This is a genomic window from Caulobacter sp. GW821-FHT09H08 (assembly GCF_059415885.1).
Genome location: NZ_JBWKOC010000001.1, coordinates 231,529 through 245,323, shown reverse-complemented (window position 1 = coordinate 245,323; position 13,795 = coordinate 231,529). Strand labels below are relative to the sequence as shown.

Sequence of the window (13,795 nt, the reverse complement as noted above, 5' to 3'; positions counted from 1 at the left end):
GCTACTTCTCGTCCAAAGGCTTTGGCAAAGGCGCGGCCTCGCGCCGTCTGCGCCAATGGCGCCACAACGGCGGCAGAAAGGCCAGAACGCCCATGCCGATAATTGGAACATAGATTCGCGGCGAGAACAGGGTCGCCAATGTCACGGGCCCGCCTTGGGCGAAGAGATGGCCAAGTCCCGCGCCGATTCCGGCATAGACGAAAGAGCTCGGGATCATGCCCAGCACCGAGGCCAGGACGAAGGTGCGGACGGGAATGTTGGCGATCCCGGCGGCGACATTGACCGCGAGCAGCGGGAAAGCCGGGATCAGGCGCAAGGTCAGCAGATAGTTGAACGCGTCTTTCCGAAGACCTTCGGCCATGCGCGCCAGGAAGGCGTCGGGCTTGCGGCGCAGCACGTCGCCGAAGGCGGTGCGGAAGACGAGATAGGTGATGGTCGAGCCGCCGCTGGCGCCCGTGACCGCCAAGGCGCCGCCCAGGGGTCCGAACAGGAAGCCGGAGGTCAGGGACAGGATCAGGGCGCCGGGCAGCGAGACCGCGACCGAGCTGACATAGATCGCCAGATAGATCGCCGCGCACAGGATCGGCTTCTCGGCCGCAAAGGCCTGCATCCGGGCCCCGCTGCGACGCAGAGTCTCCAGCGACAGATGCTCTGGGATACCGCTGGCGAAGGCGACGACAAACAGGATGACGATGACCGCGAGCGGCCCGAAACGGCGCAGCAGCGTCAGGGCCTGTGGTTGCGTCATGGAGCGCCGACGGCGTCCTCGACCGCGGTGAAGCCATCGGCCCGAAGACGAGCGGCGAGGTCGCGCTTGATGCGGGTGACGAGGCCCGGGCCGCCATAGACCAGAGCCGAATAGAGCTGCACAGCCCGCGCGCCGGCCCGGATCTTGGCGTAGGCGCCCGCGCCGTCGGCGATCCCGCCCGCGCCGATCAGGGCGACACGGCCAGCGGCGGCGGCGTGGAAGCGCTTGAGCACCGCCGTCGAGGCGCCCAGCAGGGGCGCGCCGGACAGGCCGCCGCCTTCGCCGGCTCGGGCCGACTTCAAGGTGTCGGGACGGGCGATGGTGGTGTTGCTGACGATGATGGCGTCCAGGCCCGCATCGACCACGGTCTCGACGATGGCCTCGACCTCGCCGTCCTCCAGGTCGGGCGCGACCTTCAGGAAGATCGGATAGTCGGCGCCGGAGGCGACCTTCAGCGCCGCGCGGGTTTCCTCGAGGCGGCCCAGCAACTCCTCGAGCGCCGCCTTGGTCTGCAGGGCGCGCAGGCCCGGCGTGTTGGGCGAGGAGATGTTGGCGGTGAAGTAGTCCGACAGGCCCCACAGGCGGGTCAGGCCGGTGACGTAATCCTGGATGCGGTCGGTCGCGTCCTTGTTGGCCCCGATATTGGCGCCGACGATTCCGCCCTTGCCCTGCCGATCCGACAGGCGCTGGGCGAACGGCTCCAGGCCGCCGTTGTTGAAGCCCATGCGGTTGATCACCGCCTGGTCCTCGGAGAGACGGAACAGGCGCGGGCGCGGGTTACCGGCCTGGGCCAGCGGCGTGACCGTGCCCGCCTCCGCGAAGCCGAAGCCGGCGGCCAGCATGGCGTCCGGAACCTCGGCGTTCTTGTCGAAGCCGGCGGCCAGGCCCACGCAGTTGGGCAGCTCCAGGCCGGCGACCGTCACCGCCAGGATCGGGTCGTCGGGTCCGCTCTCGCGCGGACCCAGGCCCAGCTTCAGGCCCTGGATGGCGAAGCCGTGGGCGTCCTCGGGATCGAAGAGGTGCAGGGCGCGGGCGGCGATGTCGTGAAGGCTCATGCGAGGTGGTCGCCCAGCTGCGGCACGCCATCGGCGTCCAATGCGAGCTCGACCTGGCTCAGGACTTCGCTGACCAGCAGCGGCCGGTAGAGGTGCGGGAACAGCGCCCCGCCGCGCGAGGCTTCCCATTTCAGGTCCTCGCCCAGCTCCTCGGCCTCGACGCCCAGGAGGACGAGGTCGGCCTGGTCCTTGAACCACTTGGCAGCGGTCTCCTGGGCTTGGTCGGCCGCGGAGAGATGGATGAAGCCGTCGGCGTGATCGACGGCCGAGCCTTCGAACTGGCCGGCGGCCTGGGCGGCGTCCCACTCGGCGCGGGACAGGATCTTGTAGATCAGGGTCATTCGCCGCCGGCTCCGCCGTTCTCGTTCGCGTACAGCAGGTGCTCCAGCACCGGCGGACCGCCCGGGTTCCACTTGAAGATCACGACCGTCGAGGTCGGGAAGCGGCCCCGCAGCTTGTTGGTCTGGATCGGCGAGGCGTCGCCCTGCAGGGCCAGTCGCAGGGCCAGCTCGTGCATGCCGGGATTGTGACCGACGACCATCACCGTCGCGGCCGCATCGCCGTCGTCCTCGATCGCCTGGACGATTTCCTCGGGATCGGCGTGATAGAGGTCGCGCAGGTGTTCGACCCGGGCCTTGGGGAAGCTGACGGCGACCTGCTCGGCCGTCTCGCGCGTGCGGCGGGCCGAGGAGACCAGCACCACGTCGGGCGAATAGGCCAATCCCGCCAACACCTTACCCATGACGGCGGCATCGGCCCGGCCGCTCTCGGCCAGGGCGCGTTCGAAGTCGCCGCCGCTCTGGGCGTGCCGCTCGGCCTTGCCGTGGCGCATCAGGATCAGTCGCTCCATGGCGCCCTCCATAGCCGTCTGGCGCGTTCGCAGGAAGCGCGCGGTTGACACCTTCTTCGCCAAGGGGTCCAAGCGGGCCATGGCTGCGCTCGATCTGGTCACACCCGTCCTGTTCGGCGGGGGAACCTGGCGGTTTCCCGCGAACGAACCCCTGCGGCTCGATTCCGGCGGAATGATCGAAGGCCTGGAGATCGGCTACCAGACCTATGGCGAGCTGAACGCCGACAAGTCCAACGCCGTCCTGATCTGTCACGCCCTCACCGGCGACCAGTACGTGGCCTCGCCGCACCCGACGACGGGCAAGCCCGGCTGGTGGTTGCGCCTGATCGGCCCCGGCAAGCCGCTGGATCCGGAACGCCACTTCATCATCTGCTCGAACGTGATCGGCGGCTGCATGGGCTCGACGGGCCCGGCCTCGACCAATCCGGCGACCGGCCGCCCGTACGGCCTGTCGTTCCCGGTCATCACCATCGCCGACATGGTCCGCGCCCAGGCGATGCTGGTGAAGGCGCTGGGCATCGAGACCCTGTTCGCCGTCATCGGCGGCTCGATGGGCGGCATGCAGGCGCAGCAGTGGGCCGTGGACTATCCCGAGCGCCTGTTCAGCGCCGTGGTCCTGGCCTCGGCCTCGCGCCACACGGCCCAGAACATCGCGTTCCACGAGGTGGGCCGCCAGGCGATCATGGCCGATCCGGACTGGCGCGGCGGCGCCTATGCCGACCACGGCGTCCAGCCCGGCAAGGGCCTGGCCGTGGCGCGGATGGCCGCGCACATCACCTATCTGTCCGAACCCGCCCTGCAGCGGAAGTTCGGCCGCGAGCTGAAGCGCGACGGCCTGTCGTGGGGCTTCGACGCCGACTTCCAGGTCGAGAGCTACCTGCGCCACCAGGGGTCCAGCTTCGTCGACCGGTTCGACGCCAACAGCTACCTCTACATCACGCGGGCGACGGACTATTTCGACATCGCCGCCGGCCATGGCGGCGTGCTGGCCAAGGCCTTCACCAAGGCCCGCCACGTGCGGTTCTGCGTGCTCAGCTTCACCAGCGACTGGCTGTATCCGACCGCCGAGAGCCGCCACCTGGTCCGCGCCCTCACCGCCGCCGGGGCTCGGGCCGCCTTCGCCGAGATCGAGAGCGACAAGGGCCACGACGCTTTCCTGCTGGACGAGCCGGTGATGGACGCGGCCCTGGCGGGCTTCCTCAGCTCGGCCGAGCGCGACCGGGGGCTTGTTTGACCAACGCGACCATCCGCGAGGACTTCCGCGAGATCCTGCGCCTGGTGCGCCCCGGCTCGCGCGTGCTGGACGTCGGCTGCGGCGAGGGCGCGCTGCTGGACCTCTTGACCCACGAGAAGCAGGTCGACGGCCGGGGCCTGGAGCTCAGCGCCAGCGGCGTGGCCGCCTGCATGGCGCGCGGCCTGTCGGTGGTGCAGGGCGACGCGGACCTCGACCTCGACCACTTCCCGGACCGCTCGTTCGACTACGCGGTGCTGTCCCAGACCCTGCAGGCGACGCGCAATCCGCGCCACGTGCTGGACGAGCTGCTGCGCATCGCCGACCGGGCCATCGTCTCGTTCCCGAACTTCGGCCACTGGCGCGTGCGCTGGTCGCTGCTGAGCCGGGGCCGGATGCCCGAGACCAAAGCCCTGCCGCTGCCCTGGTGGTCGACGCCGAACATCCACCTCTGCACCCTGGCCGACTTCATGGCCCTGACGGCGGATCTCAACCTGCGGGTCGACGCCAGCGCCGCCTTCGCCGGCAAGGGCGCGGCGCGGGCGATGGACCCGACCAGCGCCATCGAGAACTGGCGGTCCGAGACCTGCCTGTTCATGCTCAGCCGCAATGGCGCGGCGCCTCAAAGAAACCTCTACGAGGGGGAACCTCTGCCCGGTTCGGGCGATCTCTTCGACGGATGAAGACGCTTCGTCTCATGACCTACAACGTCCACCGCTGCGTGGGCACCGACCGCAAGCTCGACGTCGAGCGTGTGGCGGAGGTCATCGCGGCCGAAAGACCGGATGTCGTGGCCCTGCAGGAGCTGGACGTCCTGCGCGCCCGCACCAAGGGCGTCGACCAGGCCCACCGCCTCGCCGAACTTCTGAAGATGAGCTTCCACTTCCACCCGGCCATGACCGTGGAAGAGGAACTGTACGGCGACGCCATCCTGACCGCCCTGCCCGAGCGCCGGGTCAAGGCCAGGGGCCTGCCGCTCTACAAGCGCGTGCCGGGCCTGGAGCCGCGCGGCGCCCTGTGGGTCGAGGTCGAGGTCGGCGGGTCCAAGGTCCAGATCATCAACACCCACCTGGGCCTCGTGCCCCAGGAGCAGAAGCGCCAGGCCGCCGCCCTGCTGGGCCCCGACTGGATGGGCGACGACGCCTGGGTCGCGCCGGGGGTGGTGCTGGGCGACTTCAACGCCACGCCCTATTCGGCCACCTATCGGATGCTACGGACCGCTCTGCGCGACGCCCAGGCGCCGACGCCGGCCTGGCCGCGCCCGGCCACGGCGACCTTCCCGTCCAGTTTCCCGTTCATGCGGATCGACCACGTCTTCCTGACCAAGGGCCTGGAGACGCGCGGGGTCAGCTCGCCGTTCAGCCCGCTGGCCCGGGTCGCGTCGGACCACCTGCCGCTGGTGGTCGAGCTGGAGATCACGGCTGCAAGTGCTCCGGAGGCTCCGGCGGCGGCTCGGTGAGCCGGGCGATGTCGCGGCGCAGGCGGGCGCGACGGCCCCACGGGCGCCAGGCGTCGTCGGGCGAGATCGCGTCGCCCAGGCTCCAGTCGGCGATGAATTTCTGAGGCGCGGTCAGCGTCCGGGCCGGCACGGGCTGCAGCCGGCGCGGCGGGCCGCCCTTCACGTCCAGCGCATTGATCGCCGCCGCCAGGCCGCCCTCGCGCTCCACCGCCTCCAGCACGTCCTCGGCCGAGCGGTCGATGAAGTGGCCGACGAGCCGGCCCAGGAAAGCGCGGATCGTCTCGCGCTCCAGGTCCGAATGCCCCTCGAACGCCAGGTCACACTCGCTGTCCAGGCCGATGGAGCGGTTGTTCAGGTTGGCGCTGCCGATCCGCAGCATCCAGTCGTCCATGATCGTCACCTTGGAGTGGACGATGATCGCCCCCCCCTTCGGCGTATGGGCCGAGAAGGCCGAGAAGCGCTTGTGGACGTCGACCTCGCGCAGGCGGTTGATCGCCGCCGTGCGGGCGCTGTCCATGGTCAGCTGGTCGAAATAGCTGGGACTGCGGGCCGGGCCGATGGTCACCACCTCGGGGCCGTCCGGCTCGGCCAAGCGCTCGGCCAGGGCTTCGACGATGATCGGCGAGGTCAGGTACTGGTTCTCCAGATAGATCAGCCGCTGGGCGCGGCGGATCGCCGAGAGATGCAGCAGCATGCACTCGGTGACCTCCGGCCGGCCCTGCCAGGCGGCCGAGGTGCGCGCCACGGCGACCGGCATCCGGCGCAGGTCGGGCAGCAGGTCCTGGGGCCAGGGCGTCTCGTCCGGGCGCTCGGGGCGCTCGACCGGGTCGCCGCCCGAGGACGTCCAGCGGTCCATGAAAAGGTCGGCCATCGCCTCCCCCGCGCGCCCGTCGACCAGCATCGAGACCTCGTGCCGGGCCGGGTAGTGGCGGCCGGTCGGCAGGCGGCGCAGCGGGTTGTTGTCCAGGTGCCGGCAGTCGTCCCAGCGATCGACGCCGATATCGCCGCCGCTGACGAAGGCCGTGACGCCGTCGATGATCACCGCCTTCTGGTGATGGCAGGCGCTGGCCGGCAGGGTGGCGTCCAGCCGGTACTTCACCCGCGAACCGGCGAAGAACGCCGCCCCCCGATGCGGACCGAACAGCTGCGAGGCGGCGATAGGGAACGGCATGTCCCAGGTCAGCACCCGCACGTCCAAACCCGGGTTCAGCGCCGCCTGCCGCCGCAGGATCAGGCCGATGCGGTCGGCGTGGGTCGGGTCGCGGCTCTTGCGCACGCGGTCGGGATCCAGGCGCGTCAGGGGATCGAACACCCAGGCCAGGATCCAGATCGACTTCTTGGCCGACAGGATCAGCGGCTTCAGGGCGTCGAACGCCTCGTCGTTGTCGATGAACAGCGCCAGCCGGTCCGCGGGCTCGACCCGCCAGCAGTTGTATCCCGGTTGGAAGACGGAGGAGCTGGAACTCATAGGACCTGAACGCCGTGAGATGCGACAACGCGCGGGCCCGTGTTATGGCTCCGCTTGAGAATGGCATCCTGCACATTCGCGACGTGAACCCAACATGACCGCTTTCGACGCACCCAAGACCCCTCACGTACTCGCCGATCGCCAGAGGCTCTGGGCCTTCTGGCTGGGCTGCCTCGTGGTCACGGCCGGGGTCATCCTGCACGTACCGATGTACCTGATGGGCTCGAACAGCGGCTATCATCTGGCCGGCATGTCGATGGACCTAGGGATGACGATCGGCATGCTGATCATCCCGCCAGGCTGCGCCCTGGCCGGCTGGGGGCTGCTGCCCCGTCGCGGAACCGATCACAGCCACGACCACCACACCGTCGAGGTCACACCGCCCGAGGACGCGCCGTTGTCACGCGCTCACTGGGGCCTGATGCTGACCTTGGTGGTCGCCCTGATCATCGACATCATGAAGCCGGCCAGCCTGGGCTTCGTCGTGCCCGGCATGATCAAGGAATACGAGGTCTCCAAGGCCATGGTCGCCTGGCTGCCGTTCGCGGCCCTGACCGGCACGGTGGCCGGCTCGATCATCTGGGGGATCCTGGCCGACATCTTCGGCCGCCGCGCCTCGATCCTGCTGTCGGCGGTGATGTTCGTCGGCACCTCGATCTGCGGGGCCATGCCCGATTTCTGGTGGAACGTCGGCATGTGCTTCATGATGGGCGCGGCCGCCGGCGGCCTGCTGCCCGTGGTCTACGCCCTGCTGGCCGAGACCATGCCGTCGAAGCACCGGGGCTGGAGCCTCGTCCTGGTCGGCGGCCTGGGCGCGGTGGGCGGCTACCTCGCCTCCTCCAGCCTGTCGGCCCTGCTGCAGCCGGAGTTCGGCTGGCGGATCATGTGGTTCCTGAACCTGCCGACCGGCCTGATCCTGATCGCCCTGTCCGGCGCGATCCCCGAGTCCGCCAAGTTCCTGATGACCATCGGCCGGATCGACACGGCCCACGCGATCATGAAGCGCTTCGGCTCGGTCGTGCGCGAACGCGACGAGACCCCGGCCGAGGCGGCGGACCATCACCACGTCCTGACCGCCCCGCCGGTCGAGCGCCGCTACGCCGGCATGACCGCCGCCCTCAGCATCGCCGCCGTGGCCTGGGGCCTGGTCAATTTCGGCCTATTGCTGTGGCTGCCCGCCGAGCTGGTGGCCAAGGGCTACAGCATGGGCGTGTCCAGCAAGCTGCTGGCCAAGTCGGCCCTGATCGCCTTCCCGACGGTGTTCGTCTGCGCCTTCCTCTACAGCCGCTGGAGCACCAAGTGGTCGCTGGTCGGCACGATCGTGGTCAGCGCCATCGGCGTGGCGGGCGTGCTGCTGGTCGAGAACGGCGCCAGCCCGATCCTGCCGGTCGCCCTGATGATCCTTGGCGCCAACGGCCTGCTGGCCATCCTGCTGCCCTATGCGGCCGAGAGCTATCCGCTGCGGGTGCGCGGCCGCGCCACCGGCTGGATCGCGGCGTGCAGCAAGTCGGGCGGCCTGATCGCCCAGACCCTGGGCATCCTCGGCGCGGTGCCGGCCCTGAAGACGGCGGCGCTGATCATCATCGCCCCGCTGGCCCTGGCGGCCCTGCTGACGGCCTGGTTCGGGACCGAGACGCGCGGGCGGGATCTGCGGGAGCTGGAGCGCTAGCTAGCCCGCGATCGCGGCCGCGTCGCGCTCGCCAGTGCGGATGCGCAGGGCCTGCTCCAGGTCCATGACGAAGACCTTGCCATCGCCGATCTTGCCGGTGTTGGCCGTACGCTGCAGGGCCTCGACGACGGGCTCGAGCACGTCGGTCGGCACGGCGATCTCCAGCTTGACCTTCGGCAGCAGCTTCACCTCGTACTCGGCGCCCCGATAGACCTCGGTCTTGCCCTTCTGGCGGCCGTAGCCGCGCACCTCGGTGACCGTCAGCCCCGACGCGCCGGCCTCGGTGACCGCTTCGAGCACCGCGTCGAGGCGGCTCGGCTTAATCACGGCGACGATCATCTTCATGGCGGTGTTCCCGGGGAGCGAACGGTTGTTACGACTCCAAGCTAGGCGTCCGAGCGCTTCGCTCCAAGTAAGATCAGACTTCCAGACCGCTCGGCGCCTTATGAACAGGCGCCGGACGCCCTTCTGAGTGGCGTGCGGGCGTCGGTCCCGCCGGACTCGGCAGCAGAACGCCGGGCGCGAACACCCTCGCCCGAGCCCGATGACCGCGCGGCTTGACCGCGAAGGTCTGCTTGATCGCCTCCATCAGGATCACCCCGGCGAAGCGCGGCCACAGGCGCGCGCCGACCTGCTCAAAGCCCTCGGCCCAGCCAGCCATGGCCCCGAACGGCGGCACGTAGAGCGCTCGGGTCCAGCCGGCCGGCTCTAGGTCGGCCTCGCGGATCAGGCTCTCCAACTGGCTGCGGCTATAGGGGCGGCCGTGGCCGAAGGGCGTGGTCTCGGCCCCCGTCCAGGCGCCGTCGCGCGAGGAAACGGCCACGATCAGGCGGCCGGTGGGGGCCATCACCCGACCGATCTCGGCCAGCAGGGCGGCCGGATCGTCGGCCTCCTCCAGGGCGTGAACGGCCAGGACGCGGTCAAACATGGCGTTGGGCAGCGGCAGGGCGGTCTCTTCGACCAGGCACGCCTGGTTCCGACCGCCGTGCGGCCAGACCTCGACCCCCTGCTGGGCGGGCATGGCGGCCACGACCCGACGGGCTCGAGCCCGCGCCGCGTCCAAGAACGGGGTGGCGTAGCCGACACCCAGGACGTCGAGGTCGCGCGTGTCGCCCCAGGCCTCTTCCACCTTGCGGGTGAGCATGGTCCGCGCCGCACGGCCCAGGGGGGCGGCGTAGAACGCTCGGAGGTCCAGCACGTCGCGGCGCATTGAGTCTCCCAGGATCCAGGGCCATCCTTGTATTCGCGCCCGCGTCGCGGCGATAGAGCAAGCCGATGACCCTGACCGTCCACCAGTTCCCCTGCCTGTCCGACAACTACGGCTTCCTGATCCGCGACGAAGCCACCGGAAAGGTCGCCACCATCGACACGCCGGACGCCGACGCGATCCTCGACGAGCTCGACAAGCTGGGCTGGACGCTGGACCTGATCCTCAACACCCACTGGCATCCGGACCACGCGGGCGGCAACGACGCCCTGAAGAAGGCCACCGGCGCGACCATCACCGGCCCAGCCGAAGTGACGCGCATCGCCCCGTTGGACCGCGTGGTGCGCGATGGCGACGTCGTCCTGCTGGGCGAGACGCGCTTTACGGTCATCGACACCGGCGGCCACACCCTGGGGCACCTGACCTTCCACGACGCCGCCGATGGTATTGCCTTCGTCGGCGACACCCTGTTCGCCCTGGGCTGCGGTCGCCTGTTCGAAGGCACGCCCGAGCAGATGTGGGATTCGCTCTCCCGCGTCGCCGACCTGCCGGACGACACCACGGTCTATTGCGCCCACGAGTACACGGCCTCGAACGCCCGCTTCGCCCTGTCGGTCGACGACGACCCGGCGCTGAAGGCCCGCGCCGACGCGATCTTCGCCGCCCGCGAGCGCGGCGAGGCGACGGTGCCGACCTCCATCGGCGTCGAGAAGGCCACCAATCCGTTCCTGCGCGCGCCGCTGCTGCGGCCGAACGCCGCTACGCCAGCAACGGCGTTCGCCGAGATCCGCGCCGCCAAGGACAGCTTCAAGGGATGACGAGCGTGATCGAGAAGGGCCTCTCGGGCGATCTGGGCGCCAAGGAGATCGTGCGGATGCTGGACCTGGCGCCGCATCCCGAGGGCGGCTGGTACAGACAGACGTTCCAAGACGAGCCGGGTCCCGACGGCCGGGCCAAGTCGACCTGCATCTACTTCCTGCTGGAGGCCGAGCAAGTCTCGGTCTGGCATCGCGTCGACGCGGTCGAGACCTGGCACTGGTACGCCGGCGCACCGATCTCGATCACCCTCTCGCCGCCCGACGGCGCGGGCGTCACGGCCTATGTGCTGGGTCCGGACCTGCGCGCCGGCTGCCGGCCGCAGGTGGTGGTGCCGACCTCGTGGTGGCAAACCGCCGTCAGCCTGGGGGCCTGGACCCTCGTCGGCTGTACCGTCGCGCCGGGTTTCCGGTTCGAGGGCTTCGAGATGGCGCCCCCGGACTGGACCCCTTCTCGCGGCTGACCCCCACCCCTGCGTCAACCCGCCGCACATCCCCGATTGGGGTACCCATGGTGGGTAACTCGGTCGCATGGCGTCGTTACGTAAGCCATGCAAACCTTTTCACACCGGCTAAGATCCGGTCGCGGGGAACTGAGTCACCAAATGTCCGACGAGTACGCCAACGCGCGCGCGGCAACGCGCTACGCCACCGATTACATTCTGCGCTGGGTTGAAATCGCCAACGAGGTCCACGGTTCGGACCTGCTGTACGCCCTGGTCTTCACCACCCTCTGGGCCGGTAACTGCTCGCACATTCGCGGCGGTCTCTATGCCGAGGTCGACGAGGTTCCGCCGGATCACGAGCGCCGTCCGCTGACCGTGCGCCAGGTCGCCGACTCGCTGGACCTGCCCTACGAGACCGTGCGCCGCCGCTTCGTCGAGATGCTGGACAAGGGCATGGCCCAGCGCATCGGCCGCGAAGGGTTCATCGTCCCGCAATCCGCCCTGGCCAAGCCCGAAGTGCTGCAAGGCCTGAAGCGCTCGCACCAGAGCCTCACCCGCTTCCTGAAGGAACTGAAGACCATCGGCGTCGAAGCGGCGTAGGGTCGCGGCGCAACGACCACGCCGGAGGGGCGGAGATGTCTTCCGCCAACCGCGCCCTGCGGGGCCTGACGTGGCTGATGTTCCTGGTCACGGCGATGACCACCAATGTCGTCGGCGTGCTGATCCCCGAGGTCGCCCGCGCCTATGGCCTCAACCTCACCGAGGCCGGCGGATTGCAGTACGCCACCATGGCCGGCATCGCCCTGGCCGGTCTGTTCCTGGGGGGAATGGCCGACCGGCGGGGCCGCCGGACCACGGTGCTGGCGGGGCTGGCCCTGTTCGCCCTGGCCTCGCTGCTGATCGCCGCCAATCGCGGCCTCTGGCCCCTGCTGGCGCTGCTGTTCGTCAGCGGCCTGGCCATCGGGGTCTTCAAGACCGGCGCCCTGGCCCTGATCGGCGATCTGGCCCGCACGCCGGCCGAGCACACCCGCCAGATGAACGTCGTCGAGGGCTTCTTCGCCGTCGGCGCCATCGCCGGTCCACCCATCGTCGCGCGGCTGCTGGCCGCCGGACTGCCCTGGACGGCGCTGTACGGCCTGGCCGGCGTTTTGACCCTGGCCCTGCTGGCCCTGGCGGCGACGATCCGCTTTCCGAGCCACCGGTCGGAAGCGTCCGAGGGCTTCGACCTGTCGGCGACCCTGGCCATCGCCCGCGACCGCCACGCCCTGGGCTTCGGGGCCTGCATCTTCCTCTATGTCGGCGTCGAGACGGCTGTGTACGTCTGGATGCCCAGTCTGCTGGCGGCCGAGGGCGCCGAGGTCCTGCTGCCCGGCGCCTACGCGCTGTCGACCTTCTTCGTGCTGCGCGCCGTCGGGCGCTTCGTCGGGGCCTGGATCCTGGAGAGTTTGGGCTGGACCCGGGCCCTGGCGGTCTGCGGCCTGGCTATCCTGGCCTGTTTCGCCGGCGCCCTGATCGGCGGCTTGCAGGCGGCAGCGGTGCTGCTGCCGCTGTCGGGCCTCTTCATGTCGGTGCTCTATCCGACCCTGAACTCCAAGGCGATCAGCGGCTTCCCGGTCGCGCGGCACGGGGCGGCGGCGGGCTTCATCCTGTTCGTCACCTGCCTGTCGGCGGTGATCTCGCCGCTGGCCATCGGCGCGGTCAGCGACCTGCTCGGCGGACCTCGGGCGGGGTTCGGACTGGCGGCGGGGTTGGCGCTGGCCCTGGCCGGCGTGCTGGTCTTCAACGCCGTGAAGGACCCCAGCCGCGCGCGGCTAGAGGCTGCTGCCGCGCACGATCAGCTGGACGGGTGACAGGGTCGAGGGCGCGTCCTCGCCGGCCATGCGGCGGAACAGCAGGTCGACCATCGCCCGCGCGCCGAACTCCAGGTCCTGGCGGACGGTCGTCAGCGGCGGCGCGCTGTGGCGAGCCAGGACGATGTCGTCGAAGCCGACCACCGCCACGTCGCCCGGCACGGTCTTGCCGACCTCGCTCAGGGCGCCGACCGCAGCCAGGGCGATAACGTCCGAGAAGGCGAAGGCCGCATCGAACGCGACGCCCTTGGCCAGGAAGTCGGCCACCGCCTGCTGGGCCTCCTCAAGGGTGTAGGGCGTGGAGACCACCAGAGCCGGGTCGAAGGCGAGCCCGGCCTCGGCCAGCCCCTTCTTGTAGCCCTCGAACCGCTGGGCGGCCTCGGGCGCGTCCGTGGCGCCGAGGAAGGCGATGCGCTTGCGGCCCTGGGCGGCCAGGTGGGCGACGGCCAGGCGGCCGCCCTCGACATTGTCGCTACCCACCGCGCAATAGCGCTGGCCGAGCAGCTGGGCGCCCCAGACCACCATGGGCTTGTAGGTGTCGGCGACGACGTTCAGCGCTTCGTGCTGGGTGCTCTGGCCGATCAGCACCAGGCCGTCGGCGCGGTGCGACTGGATGATCCGATCCAGCCAGCCCGCCTCGGTGACGATCACCTTGTTGAGCAGCACGGAATAGTTGCGGCGGGTGATCTCGTCGGCCAGGCGGCCGACCATCTCCAGGAAGAACGGATCCGAGATCAGTTGCCCGGCCTCGTGGGCCAGGGGAATGATCACGCCGATGGTGTCGGTCTTGCGAAGACGCAGGCTGCGGGCCGACTGATTGACCACATAGCCGTGGGTCTGGGCGATCTCGACGATCTGGTCGCGCAAGGCCTTGGGGATCAGCGGATTGCCGGCCAGGGCCCGGGACACCGTCGAGATCGACACGCCCGCCATCCGGGCGATGTCGGCCATCTTCAGCCGCCCTCGCTCGGGGGCCTCGGCAATGTCGGGGCGATCC

At 69.9% G+C, this 13,795-nt stretch carries 16 protein-coding genes; 8 read left to right on the top strand and 8 right to left on the bottom strand.

Annotated elements, in window-relative coordinates:
• Nucleotide 1: 1 nt before the first annotated feature.
• The 4 genes from AC07NN_RS01340 to AC07NN_RS01325 are packed head-to-tail and all read right to left on the bottom strand — an operon-like array spanning nucleotide 2 to nucleotide 2,653.
• Nucleotides 2-748, bottom strand: a complete 747-nt coding sequence (locus AC07NN_RS01340; RefSeq protein WP_494637351.1) for a TVP38/TMEM64 family protein — start codon at nucleotides 746-748, stop codon at nucleotides 2-4.
• Nucleotides 745-1,803, bottom strand: coding sequence for a quinone-dependent dihydroorotate dehydrogenase (locus AC07NN_RS01335; protein ID WP_494637350.1), 1,059 nt, complete (start codon nucleotides 1,801-1,803; stop codon nucleotides 745-747). The genes AC07NN_RS01340 and AC07NN_RS01335 overlap by 4 nt, the downstream gene beginning before the upstream one ends.
• Entirely contained in the window at nucleotides 1,800-2,144 is a 345-nt protein-coding gene (locus AC07NN_RS01330) for a DUF952 domain-containing protein (protein WP_494637349.1), read from the bottom strand. The genes AC07NN_RS01335 and AC07NN_RS01330 overlap by 4 nt, the downstream gene beginning before the upstream one ends.
• Nucleotides 2,141-2,653 carry a SixA phosphatase family protein gene (locus AC07NN_RS01325; protein ID WP_494637348.1) on the bottom strand — a complete coding sequence of 171 codons (513 nt, stop codon included), beginning with the start codon at nucleotides 2,651-2,653 and terminating at the stop codon, nucleotides 2,141-2,143. The genes AC07NN_RS01330 and AC07NN_RS01325 overlap by 4 nt, the downstream gene beginning before the upstream one ends.
• A gap of 79 nt (nucleotides 2,654-2,732) precedes the next feature.
• On the opposite strand from AC07NN_RS01325, the gene metX reads away from it, so the two are divergent.
• The 3 genes from metX to AC07NN_RS01310 are packed head-to-tail and all read left to right on the top strand — an operon-like array spanning nucleotide 2,733 to nucleotide 5,343.
• Nucleotides 2,733-3,887: a homoserine O-acetyltransferase MetX gene (metX, locus tag AC07NN_RS01320; protein ID WP_494637347.1), complete on the top strand. Its 1,155-nt coding sequence runs from the start codon at nucleotides 2,733-2,735 to the stop codon at nucleotides 3,885-3,887.
• On the top strand, nucleotides 3,884-4,567 hold the full coding sequence (metW, locus tag AC07NN_RS01315) for a methionine biosynthesis protein MetW (RefSeq protein WP_494637346.1): 684 nt from the start codon (nucleotides 3,884-3,886) through the stop codon (nucleotides 4,565-4,567). Before metX ends, metW begins: the two co-directional genes overlap by 4 nt.
• A complete protein-coding gene (locus tag AC07NN_RS01310) occupies nucleotides 4,564-5,343 on the top strand; it encodes an endonuclease/exonuclease/phosphatase family protein (RefSeq protein ID WP_494637345.1) in 780 nt (259 codons plus the stop codon). Before metW ends, AC07NN_RS01310 begins: the two co-directional genes overlap by 4 nt.
• Here AC07NN_RS01310 and AC07NN_RS01305 read toward each other — a convergent pair.
• A complete protein-coding gene (locus AC07NN_RS01305) occupies nucleotides 5,300-6,811 on the bottom strand; it encodes a phospholipase D-like domain-containing protein (RefSeq protein WP_494637344.1) in 1,512 nt (503 codons plus the stop codon). The genes AC07NN_RS01310 and AC07NN_RS01305 overlap by 44 nt on opposite strands.
• A 94-nt stretch (nucleotides 6,812-6,905) precedes the next feature.
• On the opposite strand from AC07NN_RS01305, the gene AC07NN_RS01300 reads away from it, so the two are divergent.
• Nucleotides 6,906-8,480 carry an MFS transporter gene (locus AC07NN_RS01300; RefSeq protein WP_494637343.1) on the top strand — a complete coding sequence of 525 codons (1,575 nt, stop codon included), beginning with the start codon at nucleotides 6,906-6,908 and terminating at the stop codon, nucleotides 8,478-8,480.
• Here AC07NN_RS01300 and AC07NN_RS01295 read toward each other — a convergent pair whose 3' ends face one another.
• Together AC07NN_RS01295 and AC07NN_RS01290 are read right to left on the bottom strand one after the other, a co-directional pair.
• Nucleotides 8,481-8,825: a P-II family nitrogen regulator gene (locus AC07NN_RS01295; protein WP_172273841.1), complete on the bottom strand. Its 345-nt coding sequence runs from the start codon at nucleotides 8,823-8,825 to the stop codon at nucleotides 8,481-8,483. It lies immediately after the preceding gene.
• Nucleotides 8,826-8,898: 73 nt separating this feature from the next.
• Complete coding sequence (locus AC07NN_RS01290) at nucleotides 8,899-9,690, bottom strand: class I SAM-dependent methyltransferase (protein ID WP_494637342.1); 792 nt, start codon at nucleotides 9,688-9,690, stop codon at nucleotides 8,899-8,901.
• Between the two features lie 65 nt (nucleotides 9,691-9,755).
• Between AC07NN_RS01290 and gloB the strand changes: the two genes are divergently transcribed.
• The 4 genes from gloB (at nucleotide 9,756) to AC07NN_RS01270 (ending at nucleotide 12,798) form a co-directional block, all read left to right on the top strand.
• The gene (gene gloB, locus AC07NN_RS01285; RefSeq protein WP_494637341.1) at nucleotides 9,756-10,505 is read left to right on the top strand and encodes a hydroxyacylglutathione hydrolase; all 750 of its coding nucleotides are present in this window, start codon (nucleotides 9,756-9,758) and stop codon (nucleotides 10,503-10,505) included.
• Entirely contained in the window at nucleotides 10,502-10,966 is a 465-nt protein-coding gene (locus AC07NN_RS01280) for a cupin domain-containing protein (RefSeq protein WP_494637340.1), read from the top strand. The genes gloB and AC07NN_RS01280 overlap by 4 nt, the downstream gene beginning before the upstream one ends.
• A gap of 141 nt (nucleotides 10,967-11,107) precedes the next feature.
• Nucleotides 11,108-11,548 carry a hypothetical protein gene (locus AC07NN_RS01275; protein ID WP_494637339.1) on the top strand — a complete coding sequence of 147 codons (441 nt, stop codon included), beginning with the start codon at nucleotides 11,108-11,110 and terminating at the stop codon, nucleotides 11,546-11,548.
• Between the two features lie 35 nt (nucleotides 11,549-11,583).
• The gene (locus tag AC07NN_RS01270; RefSeq protein WP_494637338.1) at nucleotides 11,584-12,798 is read left to right on the top strand and encodes an MFS transporter; all 1,215 of its coding nucleotides are present in this window, start codon (nucleotides 11,584-11,586) and stop codon (nucleotides 12,796-12,798) included.
• Here AC07NN_RS01270 and AC07NN_RS01265 read toward each other — a convergent pair.
• Nucleotides 12,760-13,749, bottom strand: a complete 990-nt coding sequence (locus AC07NN_RS01265; RefSeq protein WP_494638161.1) for a LacI family DNA-binding transcriptional regulator — start codon at nucleotides 13,747-13,749, stop codon at nucleotides 12,760-12,762. The two genes, AC07NN_RS01270 and AC07NN_RS01265, sit on opposite strands and share 39 nt — an antisense overlap.
• Nucleotides 13,750-13,795: the final 46 nt, after the last annotated feature.

What these genes read in the sequence shown, in the direction of transcription:
- AC07NN_RS01340 (WP_494637351.1), bottom strand. Translation starts at nt 748, where the DNA reads ATGACGCAACCACAGGCCCTGACGCTGCTGCGCCGTTTCGGGCCGCTC.
- AC07NN_RS01335 (WP_494637350.1), bottom strand. Translation starts at nt 1,803, where the DNA reads ATGAGCCTTCACGACATCGCCGCCCGCGCCCTGCACCTCTTCGATCCC.
- AC07NN_RS01330 (WP_494637349.1), bottom strand. Translation starts at nt 2,144, where the DNA reads ATGACCCTGATCTACAAGATCCTGTCCCGCGCCGAGTGGGACGCCGCC.
- AC07NN_RS01325 (WP_494637348.1), bottom strand. Translation starts at nt 2,653, where the DNA reads ATGGAGCGACTGATCCTGATGCGCCACGGCAAGGCCGAGCGGCACGCC.
- metX (WP_494637347.1), top strand. Translation starts at nt 2,733, where the DNA reads ATGGCTGCGCTCGATCTGGTCACACCCGTCCTGTTCGGCGGGGGAACC.
- AC07NN_RS01310 (WP_494637345.1), top strand. Translation starts at nt 4,564, where the DNA reads ATGAAGACGCTTCGTCTCATGACCTACAACGTCCACCGCTGCGTGGGC.
- AC07NN_RS01305 (WP_494637344.1), bottom strand. Translation starts at nt 6,811, where the DNA reads ATGAGTTCCAGCTCCTCCGTCTTCCAACCGGGATACAACTGCTGGCGG.
- AC07NN_RS01300 (WP_494637343.1), top strand. Translation starts at nt 6,906, where the DNA reads ATGACCGCTTTCGACGCACCCAAGACCCCTCACGTACTCGCCGATCGC.
- AC07NN_RS01295 (WP_172273841.1), bottom strand. Translation starts at nt 8,825, where the DNA reads ATGAAGATGATCGTCGCCGTGATTAAGCCGAGCCGCCTCGACGCGGTG.
- AC07NN_RS01290 (WP_494637342.1), bottom strand. Translation starts at nt 9,690, where the DNA reads ATGCGCCGCGACGTGCTGGACCTCCGAGCGTTCTACGCCGCCCCCCTG.
- gloB (WP_494637341.1), top strand. Translation starts at nt 9,756, where the DNA reads ATGACCCTGACCGTCCACCAGTTCCCCTGCCTGTCCGACAACTACGGC.
- AC07NN_RS01280 (WP_494637340.1), top strand. Translation starts at nt 10,502, where the DNA reads ATGACGAGCGTGATCGAGAAGGGCCTCTCGGGCGATCTGGGCGCCAAG.
- AC07NN_RS01275 (WP_494637339.1), top strand. Translation starts at nt 11,108, where the DNA reads ATGTCCGACGAGTACGCCAACGCGCGCGCGGCAACGCGCTACGCCACC.
- AC07NN_RS01270 (WP_494637338.1), top strand. Translation starts at nt 11,584, where the DNA reads ATGTCTTCCGCCAACCGCGCCCTGCGGGGCCTGACGTGGCTGATGTTC.
- AC07NN_RS01265 (WP_494638161.1), bottom strand. Translation starts at nt 13,749, where the DNA reads ATGGCCGACATCGCCCGGATGGCGGGCGTGTCGATCTCGACGGTGTCC.